The sequence below is a fragment of the Xenorhabdus szentirmaii DSM 16338 genome (genome assembly GCF_002632585.1).
Lineage (GTDB): Bacteria > Pseudomonadota > Gammaproteobacteria > Enterobacterales > Enterobacteriaceae > Xenorhabdus > Xenorhabdus szentirmaii.
In genome coordinates this window covers 2,244,839-2,261,902 of record NZ_NIBV01000001.1, presented here as the reverse complement: position 1 = coordinate 2,261,902, position 17,064 = coordinate 2,244,839, and the positions used below count along the sequence as shown (strand labels likewise).

Here is a 17,064-nt window from a genome sequence, read left to right as displayed (position 1 = left end):
TGCCATATCTGTAATCCATGTTGCACCTCCCGTGCAATACAGTATCGCAGCTAAAGCTGACCGACTAAAGTCGGTGGTTTTAACCTTTAATATGGAAGAATAAAGGAAAAAAACACACAAGTTGCACTCAGGTCATCAGATAATACTGTTTTATTAACCCGGCGGCGATCTATATCGTCACAAACCCAGATTTTATGCGGTTTGAAGATGCATAAATACAGATCTAAATTACCATCAGGTTAATAAGATAACCTACTTCTTGCGGTGGATAAAAAATACCAAAATAAAATAAAAAAAAAACATCAAAAAAATGTCACCTAAAAATAAATCTATAGGTTATGGCTTCAACTTACTAATAATTATGAATATTTAACCTGAATTCTGGATAAGAAATTGACGAAGTGCCTGTTCCAAGAGCAAAGTTTTTGTGCACACCAAAAACCGCTCTGGGGAGGAAGGGTTCTGTCGCATTAAGGCGTGAGATCGTATAATCTACCGGTATTTACCGAGCCAGTCGCCGATGTCGTTAATCCGAAACGCCTTCAAACGTCTTCACTATCCGACCGATATCATCGCCCAATGCGTCCGCTGGTATCTCGCTTATGCCCTCAGCTTACGCAATCTTGAAGAGATGATGGCCGAGCGTGGTATCCAAGTTGACCACGCGACGTTCCACCGTTGGGTCATTCGGTTGGTGCCGTTGTTAGATAAGGTGTTTCGTCGCCATAAGCGTCCGGTCGGGCGCCGTTGGCGAATGGATGAAACCTACATCAAAGTCAAAGGGCAATGGAAATACCTGTACCGGGCTGTCGACAGCACAGGGCAAGCCATTGATTTCTGCTGACCGCCAAACGGAATGCGGCAACCGCACTGCGCTTCTTTCGCAAGGCCATTCGCCATCACGGCGAACCTGAAGTGGTGACGCTCGATAAAAGCGGCGCCAACACAGCAGCACCGGACACGCTCAACGCCGAAAAACCCAAAGATGACCGCATTGTTATCAGGCAAAACAAATACCTCAACAATCTGATTGAACAAGACCATCGGAATATCAAACGACGCATCAAGCTGATGACGGGATTCAAATCGTTCAGGCGAGCACAAACGCTTCTGACTGGCATCGAACTGATACACCAGTTACGCAAAGGGCAATATCAACATCCACACAGTGGTGAATTGTCACCCGCGGAACAATTTTATCTGTTGGCAGCCTAAATAACCGGCAGCGCGATTTTTGCTGACTGACCGCCGTTAATGCGACAGAACCTAACATCTTCTGTTTTATGACAGTAGCGACAAACCACATCAATTTTAGCCATATCTCTCACCAAGAATAAAAAGGGGATAGCTTATCACAATATCTAATTATTGGAATCATGCCCCCTTTTCTGAATGAGATTACCTTCCAGTCTCGGGAATTAATTCACCAGCGATAACCAGAAATACTAATATTCCCTGGTATTAAAAAATATCCATGCCATTTTACTGTCTTCAACCCTAGACTTTGGGTGTGTGTTTGAAGATTATTTTCAGACTCAGAAGCTGTACCGTTAAATTCCAACTCTTTACCATTCAACTTCGCTATATTTGCAGGATCAGCGTGATTTTTATTCCCCCAACAAGTTTTAGTATCTTTCTGTATCACTCTATACCAATGATAACCAAATACATTCAATCCCTCCGAGTCCGGTATAACACCTGAAAGTAAGGCAGCCAACCATATCGGATTTTCTTTGGTTCCATGGGAAGGTAATTTCATGTCTTTTTCAATCTTGATTATTCCATCCTCTTTGATACCATCTAAAAGAGTATCTATTGTTGGAATCTTACAATGCGGTTTATAGCCTGGATGCGGAAAATTCCTATAATGACCTTGAGATATTCTTATGTTACAAGCATAAGCATAACAATTATTTGAATTACGATACGATGTATCTTTATTCCAAAAATCGTCATTAAAACCACCTAATTGGTAAGTGAAATCTTCGTTAGGTCCACCTAAATTTGATAGTTTAATGGTGCGACTACTTAATTTATTTCCATCTGTATCTCTATTACCCGAAGAACCAGTATATTGTTGGTAGCATGTGTTATTTTCAATCATGATACGCCTCATTATTTTTAGGTTATGTTGTATATCCAAAAAAAGCAAACTCCTCTTTCAGTCTATTGTTAACTTTATTTTTTATCATCACAACTCATAATTAAATCATTTTTTATCTAATGATTTTGTATTTTAAAATATCAAAATAAATAATATTAAATGACAAATTTAAAAAATTGAATCTTGCATTTTTTCTTTTCTTGGATATATAAATAAGGCAAGAGCGTGAAGATTTTGTTAAAATCGGGGTTTGACCAAAGAGTATAATTGTGTCTCAATACTCATTTTTTGAGCTCCTTTCTTATGGATATCGACGATTTTTCACTCTATTCCGGTCAAATAGAAGACAAAAGGCAATCTTTCAAAATTCAATATCCCTTGTTCGATACCCTCTACTTAGCTACCTATGCAACCATTGCGGGTGCAGAAGGTTGGCAAGGTATTGAAGATTATGGCGATGGTCACGTGCAATGGTTTCAACAGGAAGGACTATTCAGTGCGGGAATATCAAAGGTTGTCTTTGTTTCTATTGATGCGATGGGATGGGATGGGATGTCAAAAGAGAATGGGGAGACCATAAAAATCTGTGGGGTACTTATGCAGCAATCTTTTCTGTCCAAGAATGCTCCGTTTCGTCACCTAATTTTATGCCCGGATACCAATGCTCAAATTGGGTTTTCAAATCATCATTAAGTACGGCTGTGCGGGTCTGGAGTAAGTAATGCGCACCTTGCTGGCTCCATTGCATCTGCTGCTTTTTCACCATCCGTTTGGCAATCACTTCATTGATCGTCGATTCAACAAATGAAGAGGAAATGGGTTCACCATAGCGGTACATTTTACCATAATTCGGGATCATCATGCTGTTATTTTCAATGTAGGTGTACATTTCATCGATATGTTTTGATAAGGATTTCTTATTATCATAATGCGAGATGTCCTCATCACACATGGCAGCACAATCCTCTAGCTGTTCTAATGCCTTAATCACATTGCCATACCAGAGATACCATTTTGTACTGGTTAAAGCATCCAATAATTCTGCACCGAGTTCAGGGATGTTTTTCGATACCCCTCTGGCATATTGTTTTAGTACTGTCAGACGCATCGTGATATGAAACCAATCCAGTACGTGCTGCGATTCGGGGTACAAGTTAAATGGCAGATCCCTGAGATTATCGGCACCATCCGATAAGAAAGTAATTTGTTGATTCGCCTGCATACCTTGTGAAGATAACTGGGCGATGAGTTTTCTTCTTGACTACCCATTTTTTCCTCATCAACTTTGAACCCTATCGGGGGATGGGCAAAAATAGCCAAATACAGAAGCCGAATGTACGAACGCAGTGATGACTTTCCACCCGACGAACTTATCTTGCACATACGCGGGAGTTCATGTACGGATACAGAGCTGCAACCTACCGTCTATATCAACGTGAGTTTTGTCTTGCAAACGGGATGCGTTCATATAATGACCATAGATTTTATGCTCTATCATTCTATCGCTAATTGGAGAAGGCCGCATTTGCGCTGAGGGATCCCCAGAAACTGGTGCTAATAAATACCATATTGCGATAGATCTTAGCCAGGTGCGCCAATACGTTATCAAGTACAATAACTCGTAAAATAGACGAAGAATGTCGTATGATGTTCTTCGCTAAAGTGAGATAAGAAATGACGCGTTTTGATTTGATACTGTTCGCCTGATACTGTAAATGTAACCCTTGGTTTTCAGCATGATACCCTATTAACCAAAGGGCAATCGTGCTCAGTGTCGCTAACAAACTCAGAACAAGTAAACGTCCGGCGGAGTGGCTATAACAGGCCCGCAGGCCGAAACCAAAGCGTTCACTTTTCTCATCCCGAAAATTCTGTTCAATTTGCATCCTACGACTGTATAACTTCATAATCTGTCTTGGCTTAAATTCATTTGTACTGCTGAAAATCAGCCACGGCTCTTTTGCTGCCGCCCGGCCATCACGGACCTGTGATTTACGCACAATACGACAACGAGCACGCTTGTTTTTTCGTCCCTTGGATACGTTTTTATGCAGGTAAAAATGCCCATCGCATTGAGCATATTTTGCACGAGATAGCGTCCCGTGCCCCAGATATTCGGGTTGGCCACTGGCTTGTAATGCTTGCCGTTTGAACCAGTATTCCCCTCTTGCTTCAAGACGAAGCTGAGTATTCCCGAGTACGCGCCCAACAAAATCCCAACCGAGTGATTTTATATGGCGAAACCAGGCATTCTGGAATCCGGCATCAGTGACAATAATCACGCTGGCGTTAGGATTAACCGCTTCTGACAGGGCATTAAGAAATTCTTTTTGGATAAGTGAATTCTGTTGTTTTTGCGAGGGAACTATCTGGCTCAATAAGGGAATAGAGCGCCCATCACAGATTAAATTGGCCCGGAGTACATGATATTCCTGAGACGGGTAGCCACTCCAATCGACGGCAATAACACACAGAGACAACTGTTGTGTCATCATCGTAATAAGCCGATTAAATATAAGCGGAATATCATTCTGCAATGAAGGATTACCCAGCCATCGGTCAACCCGCTTTATTTTATGTTTAACCTGTGCTGGTCCCGGTAAAAATCGACCAATGCTGGTCAATGTGAGTGACGCTCCTTTAAGTAAAGCGGTCGTCGCATCTATCAAGGCATTCTGGCAATATTGGTGAAACGGGGCTAAAGTATGTTGAAAGAAATTGCGGCAAACTTTATGAACAGGCATCGTCATGTTCTCACTGAATCGGTAGAACAATGAGTAGATCACACAATGCAATGCCTGTCTAATTTATGGGGATTCCTCAGTGGCTAGGTGGGGTTCCCCGTACGCTTACTCGTCTAAATAGGCTTTCATAATAGTGATACACCCATTTTTATCATCTCAGGTTTTTGCTGCTGCAAAGACGCTGTTTCCATAAATATGTTGACATGCTTAAGCAATTGCCACATAAATTGGCAACAGTGGTTTCATGTCACGGTTTCATGCAAGGATTGCCATAGACGTTCAATTTTATTCAACCAAGGGGAATAGACAGGTAAAAAGAGAAGACTAAATTTAGGATTTTTTTCCAGCCAAACCATAACTTTTCGACTCTTATGAATGCAATAGTTATCTAAAATCAAAGTGATTGTCTTAGCACTAACAGACTGATTACTAATGTCATCTAACAATTTGATAAATAAATCTGAGTTCTTTTTCAAGCCACCCACATAAGTAATTTCTTTCGTTTTTGCGTTGAAACAGCCTGCAAGATTGTATTTTTGATTCTTTCCGGGGGTAGCAACACGTTTTTGCTGTCCTCTCAAACACCAGTCTGCCCCGATTTTCGGATTAAGGTCGATATCCACCTCATCTTCATAGAAAACAGGGTGTTTCTCTGAGGCATTCGATAAGGCTTCAAGGATTTTTGCCATTTTTTCTTCATGTTCAGGGTCAGACAACCTTAAGGTGGGAGCAGCTCTTCGCCAAACGACTCCTGTCCGGCAAAAGTAACGATAAAGTGTACTTTGAGAAAGCGATATATTAAGTAACATATTGATTTTACGTACAATCAGTTCAAGACACCATCGTGAGCAGAGATAACCAAAATGTTGTGGAGAATGCGCCAATAAGAAAGAAATGACAGCAAGAAGTGGTGCTAAATTCCAGATAACAGGCCTTCCCGCAGGGAGGCTTTTAAGTCCTTCCAAACCATATAATGTTAACCAATTTACCCAGCGATTGACTGAAGAACGTGAACAGTGAAGTGTTCTGGAAACGTGAGAAACAGTACTCCCTTCATGTCACATTAAGAGCGCGGTGAGACGACGTGCATAGTCTTTATCCCGGGTTCTCTGGAGAGTTTTTTTCATCTGACGTCGTTCATTTCGAGGTATTGGTGCTATTATTGGCATCACTCAGTCCATTTTGGGATTTGTTTTGATTTGGCGATTAATCAGATCGCGAAAATCGGACTGAGTTCCCTTCAAATGATCTACTATTTTGAAATCTTATTTAGGACAGCCCCATATTTTATCGCTCAGCGTTCTCTGAAAATACTGACATCTGTATAAAGCCGCTTAAATACAGATAGAATAACACCAATAAAAGTCCCGATAGTTCCCAAGACTTTTACCATATCATTACCATGCTTTAGTATGTATTCAATCATGTTTTTTCTCTAAAGAATTTAAAACATACTTAAGTATATACCATAGTGAATACACTGGATCATTTTCGAAGCTATGCTCCCCTATTTTCTCTTTATTCAATAGGAAGATGATCAATAGCTCCCCATTCAACCCAAGAGCCATCATAGAGACAAATTCTTTCATACCCATATTGAGTGGCTACTAATAAAGCAATACATGCTGTAACCCCCGAACCACAAGTAAAATACAGAACATGCTCTGAATTGATTTTCTTTGACGTTAAAAGGCTTTCTGTTGGCAGTTTTAGGAACGTCATTTCTTACTGCCTTAATTTTAAGAAGCCATTCCTTGATGTGTTCTATTCAAAAAACGATGGTTTAATGACGGTATAAACAAAATTAAGTTTAATCGCTGCATTATAACAACCATGATAATATTTAAATTGAAAAGATTAATGCCATTAAATTCACACATTGTAATTATAACAATATTTCCTTTAAATATTCATATAATGATAATATCAATCCATTGTCTCAAGGCATATAAAAATAGGACTTTCACTTTAGTTGAGTGTAATTTTTAAAATAACAATTTTGTACAATATTTAACATCCAAGCGGGGGTATTGTTAATTAAAATTTCATAAAAGGAATAATGGAATGCTATTTAACAGTGATAATTTTTGGATAAGACACCCAACAAAAGTCGTTTCAATTGCTACTCTTGGGCCAGAAGGGACAAGCAGCCAATCTGCAGCGAAATATCTATCCAACTTAATCGAAAAACCCTTAGACATACACCTTTTTGATACTTTTGAACTTGCTTTTGAATATGTAAAAAAAAATGAGTCATGCATTTTTCTAGTTGCCAATGCATATCAACGAGTGGATAACTTTTATATGAACGAAAATACCCTTCTACTTGGCTCATTTTTCTACTCACCTCCCGCTTATTACCTTGGTTGTAAAACTCTCTTGGCATTAAAGAAAAAGATAGCTGAGCAACAAATCATAAAAATAGCTACGCATCATGCACCTTTATCTCGTTTAAGAGGCCTAATTGAATCAGCTGAAAACAAGATCCTTGGAATATCTGACGCTCATTTAGAAATAGAAATTACAAACTCTACAAGCAGTGGAGCGAGATTAACTACAAACGGCGATGTTGATTGTTGCTTAGCAAATATTGATGCGCTTAAGCATTATGGGCTTATAGCAATCTCTAAGCCACTATATATTGAAATGACATGGGTAGTATTTTCTAACAATCAAATTTATAAAAGAGAAGTTGCATAATGAATGACAAAAAGTGTGTGCTAGTGATTGATAAAGATCTTCCTCTTGGCGTCATTGCCAACACAGTTGCAGTACTAACTCTTAGTCTTGGCAAAGCTCACCCTGAGCTCGTCGGTAATAATATCAAAAACCGTGATGGAGGGGAGCATTTGGGCATAACCCGTATACCTATCCCAATCCTTGCGGGGACGGCAAGAGAAATAAAAGAAATTCGAGCTCAATTACAATCACACGTTACGTTAATTGACTTCTCTAACTTGGCAAAAAGTACTAAGAGTTATGAAGACTACTCAAATATGTTAGAAGCTGCCAGTGAAGACAGTATCGAATATTTAGGCATAGCAGTGTACGGCGACAAAAAAATCATTATTAAACAAACTGGAAATATGAAATTAATACGATGAACAATCTAATTGATATGATTTTAGTAACAGGCACTCCTTATTTACGCGGTTCAGAATTAAGCCCTGATGAACAGCCTGTAACTGCAATTACCCTTAGTGATTTCTTCATTGATGTCCACCCTGTCACTAACGCTGAGTTCGCAATATTCATAGAGCAGGGAGGCTATAGAAGTAAAATATATTGGTCAGAAGAAGGCTTCAAGTTTATTCAAGATAACGGTATTTCAGAACCTTTATACTGGCATGATTCTAATTGGAACCAACCAAAGCAACCTGTAACAGGTATTAGTTGGTATGAAGCTGTCGCGTATGCAACATTTGTAGGTAAGGAATTACCAACTGAAGCGCAATGGGAGTTTGCCGCGAAGGGAAACGACAATCGACTCTATCCGTGGGGAAATAGCGAACCATCTCTTGCAATTGCAAACTATGCCCCGGACTGTGAACCAGTTGAGCTAAACCGAAAATCAACGGACTGGGACGCACATCCACAAAATCGCTCCCCATTCGGTTGCATTGATATGGCTGGTAATTTAGCTGAGTGGTGTCTAGACAATTACTATCACGATTATAGTTGGGATAAAACTCATATTGATCCCGTTTATCTTAGTATTCCTTCTGACGATCATATAGTTCGAGGAGGTTCAGGACTACATGATGAAGATTATATGCGCTGTACATGCAGAGATAACTACCCACCAACAGTACGGGACAACATCGTAGGTTTACGCTGTGTCAAATCTTTATCATAGAGACATAAGAAAGGAAAATATGAGAACTCCATATATTGACAAGAAACCTTCTTCTTTACGGTACTACCAAGAAGGACCACCAGAATCACACGATTCTATTAATATGAATGAATGGGCACTCAAGGTATTTTTATCTCATGAAGCAGAGCCAATTCTTATAGCATTCGACGATCTTAAAAACATAAAACCAATAACAGAAAGCCGCCGAGTTGTATGTGTTTGCAACTGGAGTATCAGAAGAAACTGGACAGGGGTTTTACTAGAAGATTTATTGGGATATCTAGGGATAAATGTCACCAAGTATCGCTCACGAAATTTGAGGCAGGTAAGTTTAGGCACCAATAAAGAAATATACGATTCTACGATATCCCTTAATAATGCATTGGAAAATAGAGCAATGATTGTTTGGGCAGTGGACGGGGAGCACCTAACTTTGGAAGAAGGTTACCCTATCCGTTTAATCGATTTTTCTCTATACCGATACAAAGGGGTTAAATGCTTGTCTGAATTGTACTTTACCGATGAGTTCGAACTAGGATTTTGGGAAAAAAAAGCGGGTTATAGTAAAGAGGGAAAAATCAAGGCAAAACGATACCGCATTGTTGATTTGCAAGAACATCGTTTTATTAATGGAACCGGGGAAGTAACTGATTTCTAGGAGGTATAAACTTATGACACAATTATTTGCGATGGCAGTTTTTGCTCTTGTAACTTCTATATCTCCAGGTCCTGTAAACATAATAGCGACAGTGACTGGGGCCAATTGCGGGTATATTCGAACTATCCCACATATAACCGGAGCTACAATTGGTTTTGTATCCATTCTATTTTTACTGGGTTTTGGATTGGCTCAACTTATCAATGAGGTGCCATATCTAACCGAAGTGCTTACCTATATAGGAGGTTGTTTCTTGTTATATTTGGCATATAAAGTTGCCATGCAAAAACCAACGAACGTTGATGATAGTAAACTAGAAACCAGTGCTCCATCGTTCATACAAGGAATGTTGTGCCAATGGCTTAACCCGAAAGCATGGATTGTGTCTTTAGCAGGTATATCTGTATTCTTTAGTAATCACGATGCAGAGATTGCTACACTACTACTTTTTTGTGTGATTTTTTTTGTTGTTTGTTATGCATCAATTTCAGTATGGGCCGTTTTAGGAATAACGATCAGAACAATTTTGGATACACCTATACATTATAAACTCTTCAATCTTGCGATGGGGCTATTGTTAGCAATTACGGTAATATATACTTTTTTTATGTCGAGTTAAAATGGTGTGTACATAAATGACCAAGCAACAATTCTACCGTTCAAGTGTAGTACCCATTGAACTGCGCTCTTCTAAAAACTCGAAAGCCTGTTATGGAAAACACACTCACGAAGAGTTTTCTATTGGTGCCGTAGATAATGGTCATAGTGATTACTTCAATAGTAATATTGAATACAGAATACAAAAGGGATCACTTGTCATTATTAACCCTCTAGAAGTTCATTCATGCAATCCAGCACCAAATACAAACTGGAGCTACAAAATGTTATATGTGTGCCCTAAATGGCTAGGTGATGTGCAATCAATGGTCACCGATGGAAGAACAACAAATTTTAATCCGTTCTCAATTAATCATATCAATACTCCGGCACTTTATTTTCAGTTCCAAAAATTAGCTAATATAATAATTTTTGATCAGGATAAAATGAAAATGGAAGAAGAGAGTATCTCTTTTTTTTCTAATCTATTTTCACTATCAAACGTCACACCTATAGAGAAAACTGCACTAAAGAATAATATATCCAAGGCTTATGAATACATTTGTGAAAATTTTCGAAGTAATATATCAATAAAGGATATTGCTATTCACTCTCAATTGAGTGAATACCATGTTATCCATGCATTTCGAAAGGCATATGGTATTACTCCACATGCCATGCAAATCGCAATGCGTATCAATGAAGCAAAAGTACTTTTGAAACAAGGAATGAAGATAGCATCTGTAGCAACTGAATTAGGTTTTAATGATCAAAGCCACTTTCATCGGAACTTTAAAAAGTTGGTTGCAGCAACTCCTGCAGAGTACAAAAAATATCAGTAATATTCTAAAAATATCAGATATTAGGTTATTCTTATATTTCCTTGTGCCTGTTCAGGCAATTTTTCTTATTTATATCCATATTACTACGAAAGAAGTCAGGTAATAATATCAATGAATGTCACTTCCTGTCCAACTACCAGCCACCTAAGTCGATTAAATATTGTCCCCCCCATTAATTGAGACACATCTGACTAGAATTTTCTAACTGTTTTCGATATATCTCCGGTTGGAGATGATTTAAACTTTCATGAGGTCAATTTTGATTGTAATCCTGCTGCCAAAACCACGCCATTTCTCTGACCTGACTAAGTGATTCAAATAAGTCAGTATTCAAAAACTCTCGGCGAAATGAACCATTAAAACGCTCAATAAAACTGTTTTGTTGTGGCTTGCCGGGCTGAATATGACATAACTCAATATTGTTACTATCACAATAATTTAATAGATTTGTGGATATTAATTCAGGACCATTATCAACTCTGATTTGTTGAGGTAAGCCTCGTTCTGTTTTTAAATGTTCAAGTACTCGGATGACTCTTTCTGTCGGCAGTGAAGTGTCCATTTCAATGGCAAGACATTCTCGTGTTCCCTCATCAATAATATTTAATGTTCTGAATCGATTACCCCAATATAATGCGTCATGCATAAAATCCAACGCCCAGTGAATATTAGGTTTGCTTGTTACTATTAATGGCCTTTTTTCACGTTGAGTCAGGGCTTTTTTGAACCTGCGTTTAAGGTTTAAACCTAAGCGCTTGTAAACACGATAAACGCGTTTATGGTTAAAGGGATAGCCTTGAAACCTGAGCCGATAATAGCACTTCCAGAAGCCTGCCTGAGGTGATTTAGCTAAAATAGCATCAATGACGACGTTATCTTTTTTACGCCAATCCATCCCCCTACGATAGAAGGTTGCACGAGTCAGGGACGTTAATTGACACGCTTTTATGACCGACAAACCCGCGATTGTGCGCAGGATTTTTTCTCGGTCACTACCAGCCCTTTTTTGCGAAAAGCTCCTTCATGGCATGATTTTCAAGGCTGACTTCCGCAAATAGCTTTTTGAGCTTGGCATTTTCTTCCTCAAGTTCTTTTAATCTTTTAACATCATTGGATTCCATGCCACCATACTTGGGCTTCCAATTGTAGTAAGTGGCATGACTGATTCCATTTTGGCGGCAGACATCTTCCACTTTCATACCCGAATCGGCGAGCTTTAAAATATTCACAATCTGAGTTTCAGTAAATCGTGCTTTTTTCATGTTGACCTCTGCAAATATTAGGCCGGAAAATCTAATTATAGTTGTCACTAAAATAGTGATCATCTATACCTTATTGAAAGTTAAGGCTATGAAAAAATTAACCAATCCATATAATGCAAGCAAGCAAAAATAAAGAAGGGAACTAACACTATGGGTTTTAGCTAGTACAAAACCGTTATGAACTTAATGTCCCATGAATTTAAGTTAAAAAATGGGTCCTAATTATACTCTATGGGAAAAATAACTTTTTAAAATGTCTATGAGAAAACAACGTATCTTAATAATTAGAATAGATTTTCTTGGTGATATGATATGTACAACACCTCTGATTCATGCCATAAAGAAAAAATATCCAAATTCTGAGATTCATGTTTTAGCCAATAAATACAATGCACCAGTGCTGGAGAGAAACCCTGATGTTTCATTTGTTCATACTTATGTTTACAGCAAAAATCATGAACGAAATGTACATCCCGGGATATTCAACGCATTGATAAATAGGATTGCATTGGTTTTCAAGTTGCGAAGAATACGCTTTGACATAGGAATCATTCCAAATGGTGGGTTAAATAAAAATAGCATTCAGTTTATTCGTCAGCTGAATATCCCCGATTGCCGTTGGCACACAAAGGAAAGCGAATTTGATGACAGGAACGTTGAGCATGTCATCAATAGGCCAATAAAACATGAGGTCTTATCAGGGTTTGATTTAATTCCTGAAATTGAAGCACCTGAGATGAATACATTAAAATCCTATGTCTATCCTGATCCGTTGTTACGTGACGAATGGATGAGGAAAATAAGTTCGGAAAATAAACCGAAAATAGGGCTGTTTATCTCTAATAAATCAAAAGACAGACAGTTGGATATCAGTAAATGGGCTGATTTAGTCAGGTTAATAGGACGTAAGGCAGAATTTTTTATTTCAATATCATTGGTAAAAACCACCGTCTTTAGACGGTGACTTTGACTTTAATTTTTTGACCTATGCGCGTTTACGAGGTGCGTGGTTCGACGACTTTCAGTCGTCGGCACCGAAGTGCGCTAACCCACCTACTTCAGTAGGTGGTAGTTAAGTTTCTATGACCAAAGTGAAGAAATAAAAAAACAGTATTTTTCTGACCTTCCAGTGCATTTTCTTAAGACCACAAGCATTCAAGATATGATCGCGGCTACTAGCTGCATGAACATGATTGTTTCCGCTGATAGTGCGCCGGTGCATCTAAGTTCAGCATTACAAATACCGGTGGTATCTTTGTTTGAAAATAGGCCTGAAAAATATTTACGTTGGCCCCCCCTTAATGTTGAAAATATCCTTTTAAAAGAAGGAAAAATAGTCAATGACATTGATGTGATAAAAATACGTGATGCCGTCAATTTTTTATTGAAAAAATGTTATGGCTAGGCCAATAACAGAACTCAGGTTACGTTCAACGCTCAGCATTTGGCATATATCGCAATTCGAGATGCATACACAGTAATCAAATAGTGTGCCAGACAATTGGCTCACATATGCTTCGAGTAGCTGATGAATCAGCACATTAATTGGCTGGAAACGACAAGATTTATGGCAGGCCAGCCAGTCCAAGTCTGCATTGAGTATGGGTAGTTGATGATCTAGCCCATTGGGAACAACTGACAGCTAAAAGGAAGATCCCAGCTCTTGGGCTGGGATCTTTTTGTTAACAAGGCATTTTGGCAAGCAACGCGTTAATTTTATCTTTATCCTCAGGATGACGATAAAGATATTTTTCACAAGCTAGACGCACATAATCGTAGCAAGTTTCCTCACTTACAATTACCTCTGCTTCATCATATTCTGTACAACCATAAGCGAACAAAACACCTTCAAAATGATCTTCTTCGTAATAACTGTCCATATCAAGAAAATGGCAATATGCGCCATCAGTATTTAAAGCCCCTCTCTTCGTTAATAATTCGTAAGCGGCTCATTTAGACCGTCTATCGGTATTCCTCCGGTTCGGGGAAAATAGTGTCCATCATTTTTAGTGGACATTATTGTATGAAATATCGGACATTGCTCCTCGACGCTTTGCGCTTACATTTTGATGAACACCTATCCAGACTCGATGTTGGCCGTCGGCTTGGGATCCCCAAAAGCACCATCTGCGCTCTCTTTGTTCGCTTCAAAAAGCTGGGAATGAGCTGGCCACTGCCTGATAACATGACCGCCGATAAGCTCGAATCGCAACTTTACCCCGCGCGTCCCCATGCCGTCAGGCTTGATATCCCTGCGCCTGTTTTAGCGGATGAGCCCGTTGTACGCAAGCGGTCACGCCGCCCGAATTTTCCACTCGCGTTTAAAATCTCTCTGGCCGAAAAATCACTGCAACCTGGCGCCAATGTCGCACAACTGGCGCGTGAACACGGCATCAACGACAACCTGTTGTTTAACTGGCGTAACCTTTATAAACGCGGACTTCTGTGCCCTCGGGAGGACCGTTCATTGCTCCTGCCCGTTACACTGTCTGAAATCAATGTGCCTGTTAAACAGCCGGTCTCCGCGATGCAGCAACCCGCCGCCAGGGAGCCTTGCTGTGAACTGGCGCTTCCCGCCGGCATACTGCGCATCCGGGGTGAACTGACACCCGAACTGCTGCGTATGCTGATCAATGAAATGAAGGTGGGGGGATAATGAACATATTGCCAGCAGGCACGCGTATCTGGATCGTGGCCGGGATCACTGATATGCGCAACGGGTTCAACGGCCTGGCCTCAAAGGTACAGAACGCACTGAAAGATAATCCGTTCTCTGGGCAGGTCTTCATCTTCCGCGGTCGTCGGGGGGATATGCTTAAGGTACTGTGGGCTGATGCCGATGGGTTGTGCCTGTTTACCAAACGGCTTGAGCGTGGGCGCTTCGTCTGGCCGGTGACCCGTGAGGGTAAAGTTCATCTGACTCCCGCCCAACTGTCCATGCTGCTTGAAGGCATAAACTGGAAACATCCGCAGCGGATGGAACGATCTGGTCTACGGATATAACTTGCTGTAAAGTGAGGGAATGGAGACCCCATTCCCTGATGATATCGCCCAGCTGAAAGGGCTGCTGCGTGAGCAGATGGCGGCTAACAAGATACTGACAGAAAATAATCGCCTGCTGTCTCAGCGGGTGGCCTCTTATGCCAGCGAAATTACCCGACTGAAAGCCCGGGTAGTAAAACTGCAACGTATGCAGTTCGGCCAGAGTTCAGAAAAAATACGGCAGAAGGCTGAACGACAGATACGCGAAGTGCAGGCGCACATCAGTCACCTTCAGGAAGAAATGGTCGACATCCTGGGTAAACAACCCGACCCGGCACTGCCTCCTGTGCTGCGGCAGTCCTCGTCACGAAAACCGTTACCCGCCACCCTGCCCCGCGAAATACAGTTGCTCCTGCCGGCAGAAAAAAACTGCCCTGAATGTGGCGGGGAACTGCATACGCTGGGTTGCGATATCTCAGAACAACTCGAGATCATCAGCAGCGCCTTTAAAGTTATCGAAACACAACGCCCCAAGCTGGCCTGCGGTCGGTGTGACGGTATAGTCCAGTCTCCCATGCCGTCCAAACCCATTGAACGCAGTTATGCCAGTCCTGGACTGCTGGCACGGATCGTGACCGCAAAGTTCGCAGAGCATATGCCGCTGTACCGTCAGTCGGAGATATATAACCGGCAGGGCGTGGCGTTAAGCCGTGCCACACTGGGTCGCTGGTCCGGGGCAGTGAGTGAACTTCTTGAACCCCTGAACGATGTGTTACGCCAGTATGTTCTGATGCCGGGCAAAGTCCATGGCGATGATATCCCCGTACCCGTTCAGGCGCCAGGCAACGGTAAAACCCGGACCGGACGCCTGTGGGTGTACGTCCGCGATGACAGAAATGCAGGCTCGGTAATGCCGCCGGCCGTGTGGTTCGCATACTCAACAGATCGCAAAGGCATTCACCCGCAACAGCACCTGGCAGGCTACAGCGGCGTTCTCCAGGCAGATGCTTACGGCGGGTACCGGTCGTTGTATGAAACAGGGAATATCACTGAGGCCGCCTGCATGGCGCATGCCCGACGTAAAATCCATGACGTTCACGTTCGTTCGCCAACAGCAATAACGACGGAAGCCCTGAAGCGGATAGGTGAGTTATATGCCATAGAAGCAGAAATCCGAGGCAGCCCGGCAGAAGAACGGCTGGCATTAAGAAAAGCGCGCAGCGCTCCGCTGATGCAGTTGTTGTTCGACTGGATACAGCACGTTGTCGCGGCACTCAGAGACAGCGAAGGCGTTCGCCTACATGCTGAAGTTATGGGACAGTCTGAACGAGTACTGCCGTAACGGCTGGGTGGAGATCGACAATAATATCGCGGAAAACGCCCTGCGTTGCGTCGCTGTTGGGCGAAAAAACTGGCTGTTCGCGGGCTCTGACAGCGGAGGTGAGCGAGCGGCCATCCTGTACTCATTAATCGGCACCTGCCGGCTTAATGGTGTAGAACCGGAAGTGTGGTTGCGGTACGTCATCAGCCATATAGCCGATTGGCCATCAAACAAGGTACATGAGCTGCTTCCCTGGAAACTCAACCTTACCAACATCTAATCGTCAATACGGTTCAAATGAGCCGCTTACAATAATTCTATGGTTCTCAAAAAATCACCATCGTTGTACATACGGTCAAAATAACTTTTCACTACCCAGTGAGGGTCTGAATGATAATACGGCTGTCCAAATAGTTCTTTATTCACAGTTATCCCCCCTATTTTGGATGGAAGTTATTTACTCGCCCAGTAGCTGGATCAAGATAAACTCTAAATTGAATTCCTCCCGCCGTAGCATCGTACGATTGCATTCCTTTTGATATTGCTTCCTTATACCCACTTGCAGCAGCTTGTTGACCCAAGTCCAACATTTTCTGATCGGTATGTATCTTAGGATCGTATACTATTTTCTTAAATGGCCCGTTCTTACTATCGCCCTTATAACCAGTAATATTACCTGCACGATCTTTAGTTGGGAT

Annotated in this window: 15 protein-coding genes and 5 pseudogenes; 13 read left to right on the top strand and 7 right to left on the bottom strand. The window is 41.2% G+C overall.

Annotated features, from left to right (window positions below; all coding sequences use genetic code 11):
- Positions 1–520 precede the first annotated feature (520 nt).
- A protein-coding gene (locus Xsze_RS10025; RefSeq protein ID WP_099138970.1) for an IS6 family transposase occupies positions 521–1,215 on the top strand; the annotation gives its coding sequence in 2 pieces (ribosomal slippage) (positions 521–839 and positions 839–1,215; 696 coding nt in all).
- Positions 1,216–1,423: 208 nt separating this feature from the next.
- On the opposite strand, the gene Xsze_RS10020 is transcribed toward Xsze_RS10025, so the two are convergent.
- Positions 1,424–2,104 carry a hypothetical protein gene (locus tag Xsze_RS10020; RefSeq protein ID WP_038240799.1) on the bottom strand — a complete coding sequence of 227 codons (681 nt, stop codon included), beginning with the start codon at positions 2,102–2,104 and terminating at the stop codon, positions 1,424–1,426.
- Between the two features lie 303 nt (positions 2,105–2,407).
- On the opposite strand from Xsze_RS10020, the gene Xsze_RS23335 reads away from it, so the two are divergent.
- Positions 2,408–2,797 carry a transposase family protein gene (locus Xsze_RS23335; protein WP_071991826.1) on the top strand — a complete coding sequence of 130 codons (390 nt, stop codon included), beginning with the start codon at positions 2,408–2,410 and terminating at the stop codon, positions 2,795–2,797.
- Here Xsze_RS23335 and Xsze_RS10010 read toward each other — a convergent pair.
- From Xsze_RS10010 to Xsze_RS09995, 4 genes and pseudogenes are all read right to left on the bottom strand, one after another.
- Positions 2,700–3,362, bottom strand: a pseudogene (locus Xsze_RS10010) (ISKra4 family transposase); the annotation flags it as partial. The gene Xsze_RS23335 and the pseudogene Xsze_RS10010 overlap by 98 nt on opposite strands.
- Before the next feature lie 247 nt (positions 3,363–3,609).
- On the bottom strand, positions 3,610–4,848 hold the full coding sequence (locus tag Xsze_RS10005) for an IS4 family transposase (RefSeq protein WP_051462531.1): 1,239 nt from the start codon (positions 4,846–4,848) through the stop codon (positions 3,610–3,612).
- Positions 4,849–4,973: 125 nt separating this feature from the next.
- Positions 4,974–6,017, bottom strand: a pseudogene (locus Xsze_RS10000) (IS630 family transposase).
- A 349-nt stretch (positions 6,018–6,366) separates the two neighbouring features.
- Positions 6,367–6,570: a rhodanese-like domain-containing protein gene (locus Xsze_RS09995; RefSeq protein ID WP_084616354.1), complete on the bottom strand. Its 204-nt coding sequence runs from the start codon at positions 6,568–6,570 to the stop codon at positions 6,367–6,369.
- A 342-nt stretch (positions 6,571–6,912) separates the two neighbouring features.
- On the opposite strand from Xsze_RS09995, the gene Xsze_RS09990 reads away from it, so the two are divergent.
- The 6 genes from Xsze_RS09990 to Xsze_RS09965 are packed head-to-tail and all read left to right on the top strand — an operon-like array spanning position 6,913 to position 10,801.
- Complete coding sequence (locus Xsze_RS09990; RefSeq protein ID WP_038240801.1) at positions 6,913–7,548, top strand: hypothetical protein; 636 nt, start codon at positions 6,913–6,915, stop codon at positions 7,546–7,548.
- Positions 7,548–7,952, top strand: a complete 405-nt coding sequence (locus Xsze_RS09985) for a DUF2000 domain-containing protein (protein WP_038240803.1) — start codon at positions 7,548–7,550, stop codon at positions 7,950–7,952. Before Xsze_RS09990 ends, Xsze_RS09985 begins: the two co-directional genes overlap by 1 nt.
- Positions 7,949–8,704 (top strand): formylglycine-generating enzyme family protein, encoded by a 756-nt coding sequence (locus Xsze_RS09980; RefSeq protein WP_038240805.1) that lies wholly within the window; start codon positions 7,949–7,951, stop codon positions 8,702–8,704. The genes Xsze_RS09985 and Xsze_RS09980 overlap by 4 nt, the downstream gene beginning before the upstream one ends.
- A gap of 19 nt (positions 8,705–8,723) precedes the next feature.
- Positions 8,724–9,362, top strand: a complete 639-nt coding sequence (locus Xsze_RS09975; protein WP_038240806.1) for a molybdopterin-dependent oxidoreductase — start codon at positions 8,724–8,726, stop codon at positions 9,360–9,362.
- 13 nt (positions 9,363–9,375) lie between these two features.
- Complete coding sequence (locus Xsze_RS09970; RefSeq protein WP_038240807.1) at positions 9,376–9,981, top strand: LysE family translocator; 606 nt, start codon at positions 9,376–9,378, stop codon at positions 9,979–9,981.
- Positions 9,982–9,997: 16 nt separating this feature from the next.
- Positions 9,998–10,801, top strand: coding sequence for an AraC family transcriptional regulator (locus Xsze_RS09965; RefSeq protein ID WP_038240809.1), 804 nt, complete (start codon positions 9,998–10,000; stop codon positions 10,799–10,801).
- A gap of 172 nt (positions 10,802–10,973) precedes the next feature.
- Here Xsze_RS09965 and Xsze_RS09960 read toward each other — a convergent pair.
- Positions 10,974–12,063: pseudogene (locus Xsze_RS09960) on the bottom strand (IS3 family transposase).
- A 259-nt stretch (positions 12,064–12,322) separates the two neighbouring features.
- On the opposite strand from Xsze_RS09960, the gene Xsze_RS09955 reads away from it, so the two are divergent.
- Both Xsze_RS09955 and Xsze_RS09950 read left to right on the top strand, forming a co-directional pair.
- On the top strand, positions 12,323–13,027 hold the full coding sequence (locus Xsze_RS09955; RefSeq protein ID WP_051462527.1) for a glycosyltransferase family 9 protein: 705 nt from the start codon (positions 12,323–12,325) through the stop codon (positions 13,025–13,027).
- A gap of 135 nt (positions 13,028–13,162) precedes the next feature.
- Positions 13,163–13,468 carry a glycosyltransferase family 9 protein gene (locus Xsze_RS09950; protein ID WP_084616356.1) on the top strand — a complete coding sequence of 102 codons (306 nt, stop codon included), beginning with the start codon at positions 13,163–13,165 and terminating at the stop codon, positions 13,466–13,468.
- 277 nt (positions 13,469–13,745) lie between these two features.
- Here Xsze_RS09950 and cdiI read toward each other — a convergent pair.
- Positions 13,746–13,994: pseudogene (gene cdiI / locus Xsze_RS09945) on the bottom strand (ribonuclease toxin immunity protein CdiI); the annotation flags it as partial.
- A gap of 92 nt (positions 13,995–14,086) precedes the next feature.
- Here cdiI and tnpA point away from each other — a divergent pair.
- The 3 genes and pseudogenes from tnpA (at position 14,087) to tnpC (ending at position 16,646) form a co-directional block, all read left to right on the top strand.
- On the top strand, positions 14,087–14,719 hold the full coding sequence (tnpA, locus tag Xsze_RS09935; protein WP_038240813.1) for an IS66-like element accessory protein TnpA: 633 nt from the start codon (positions 14,087–14,089) through the stop codon (positions 14,717–14,719).
- A complete protein-coding gene (gene tnpB, locus Xsze_RS09930) occupies positions 14,719–15,066 on the top strand; it encodes an IS66 family insertion sequence element accessory protein TnpB (RefSeq protein ID WP_038240815.1) in 348 nt (115 codons plus the stop codon). Before tnpA ends, tnpB begins: the two co-directional genes overlap by 1 nt.
- Before the next feature lie 19 nt (positions 15,067–15,085).
- Positions 15,086–16,646 (top strand): annotated as a pseudogene (gene tnpC / locus Xsze_RS09925) (IS66 family transposase).
- The last annotated feature ends 418 nt before the right edge of the window (positions 16,647–17,064 follow it).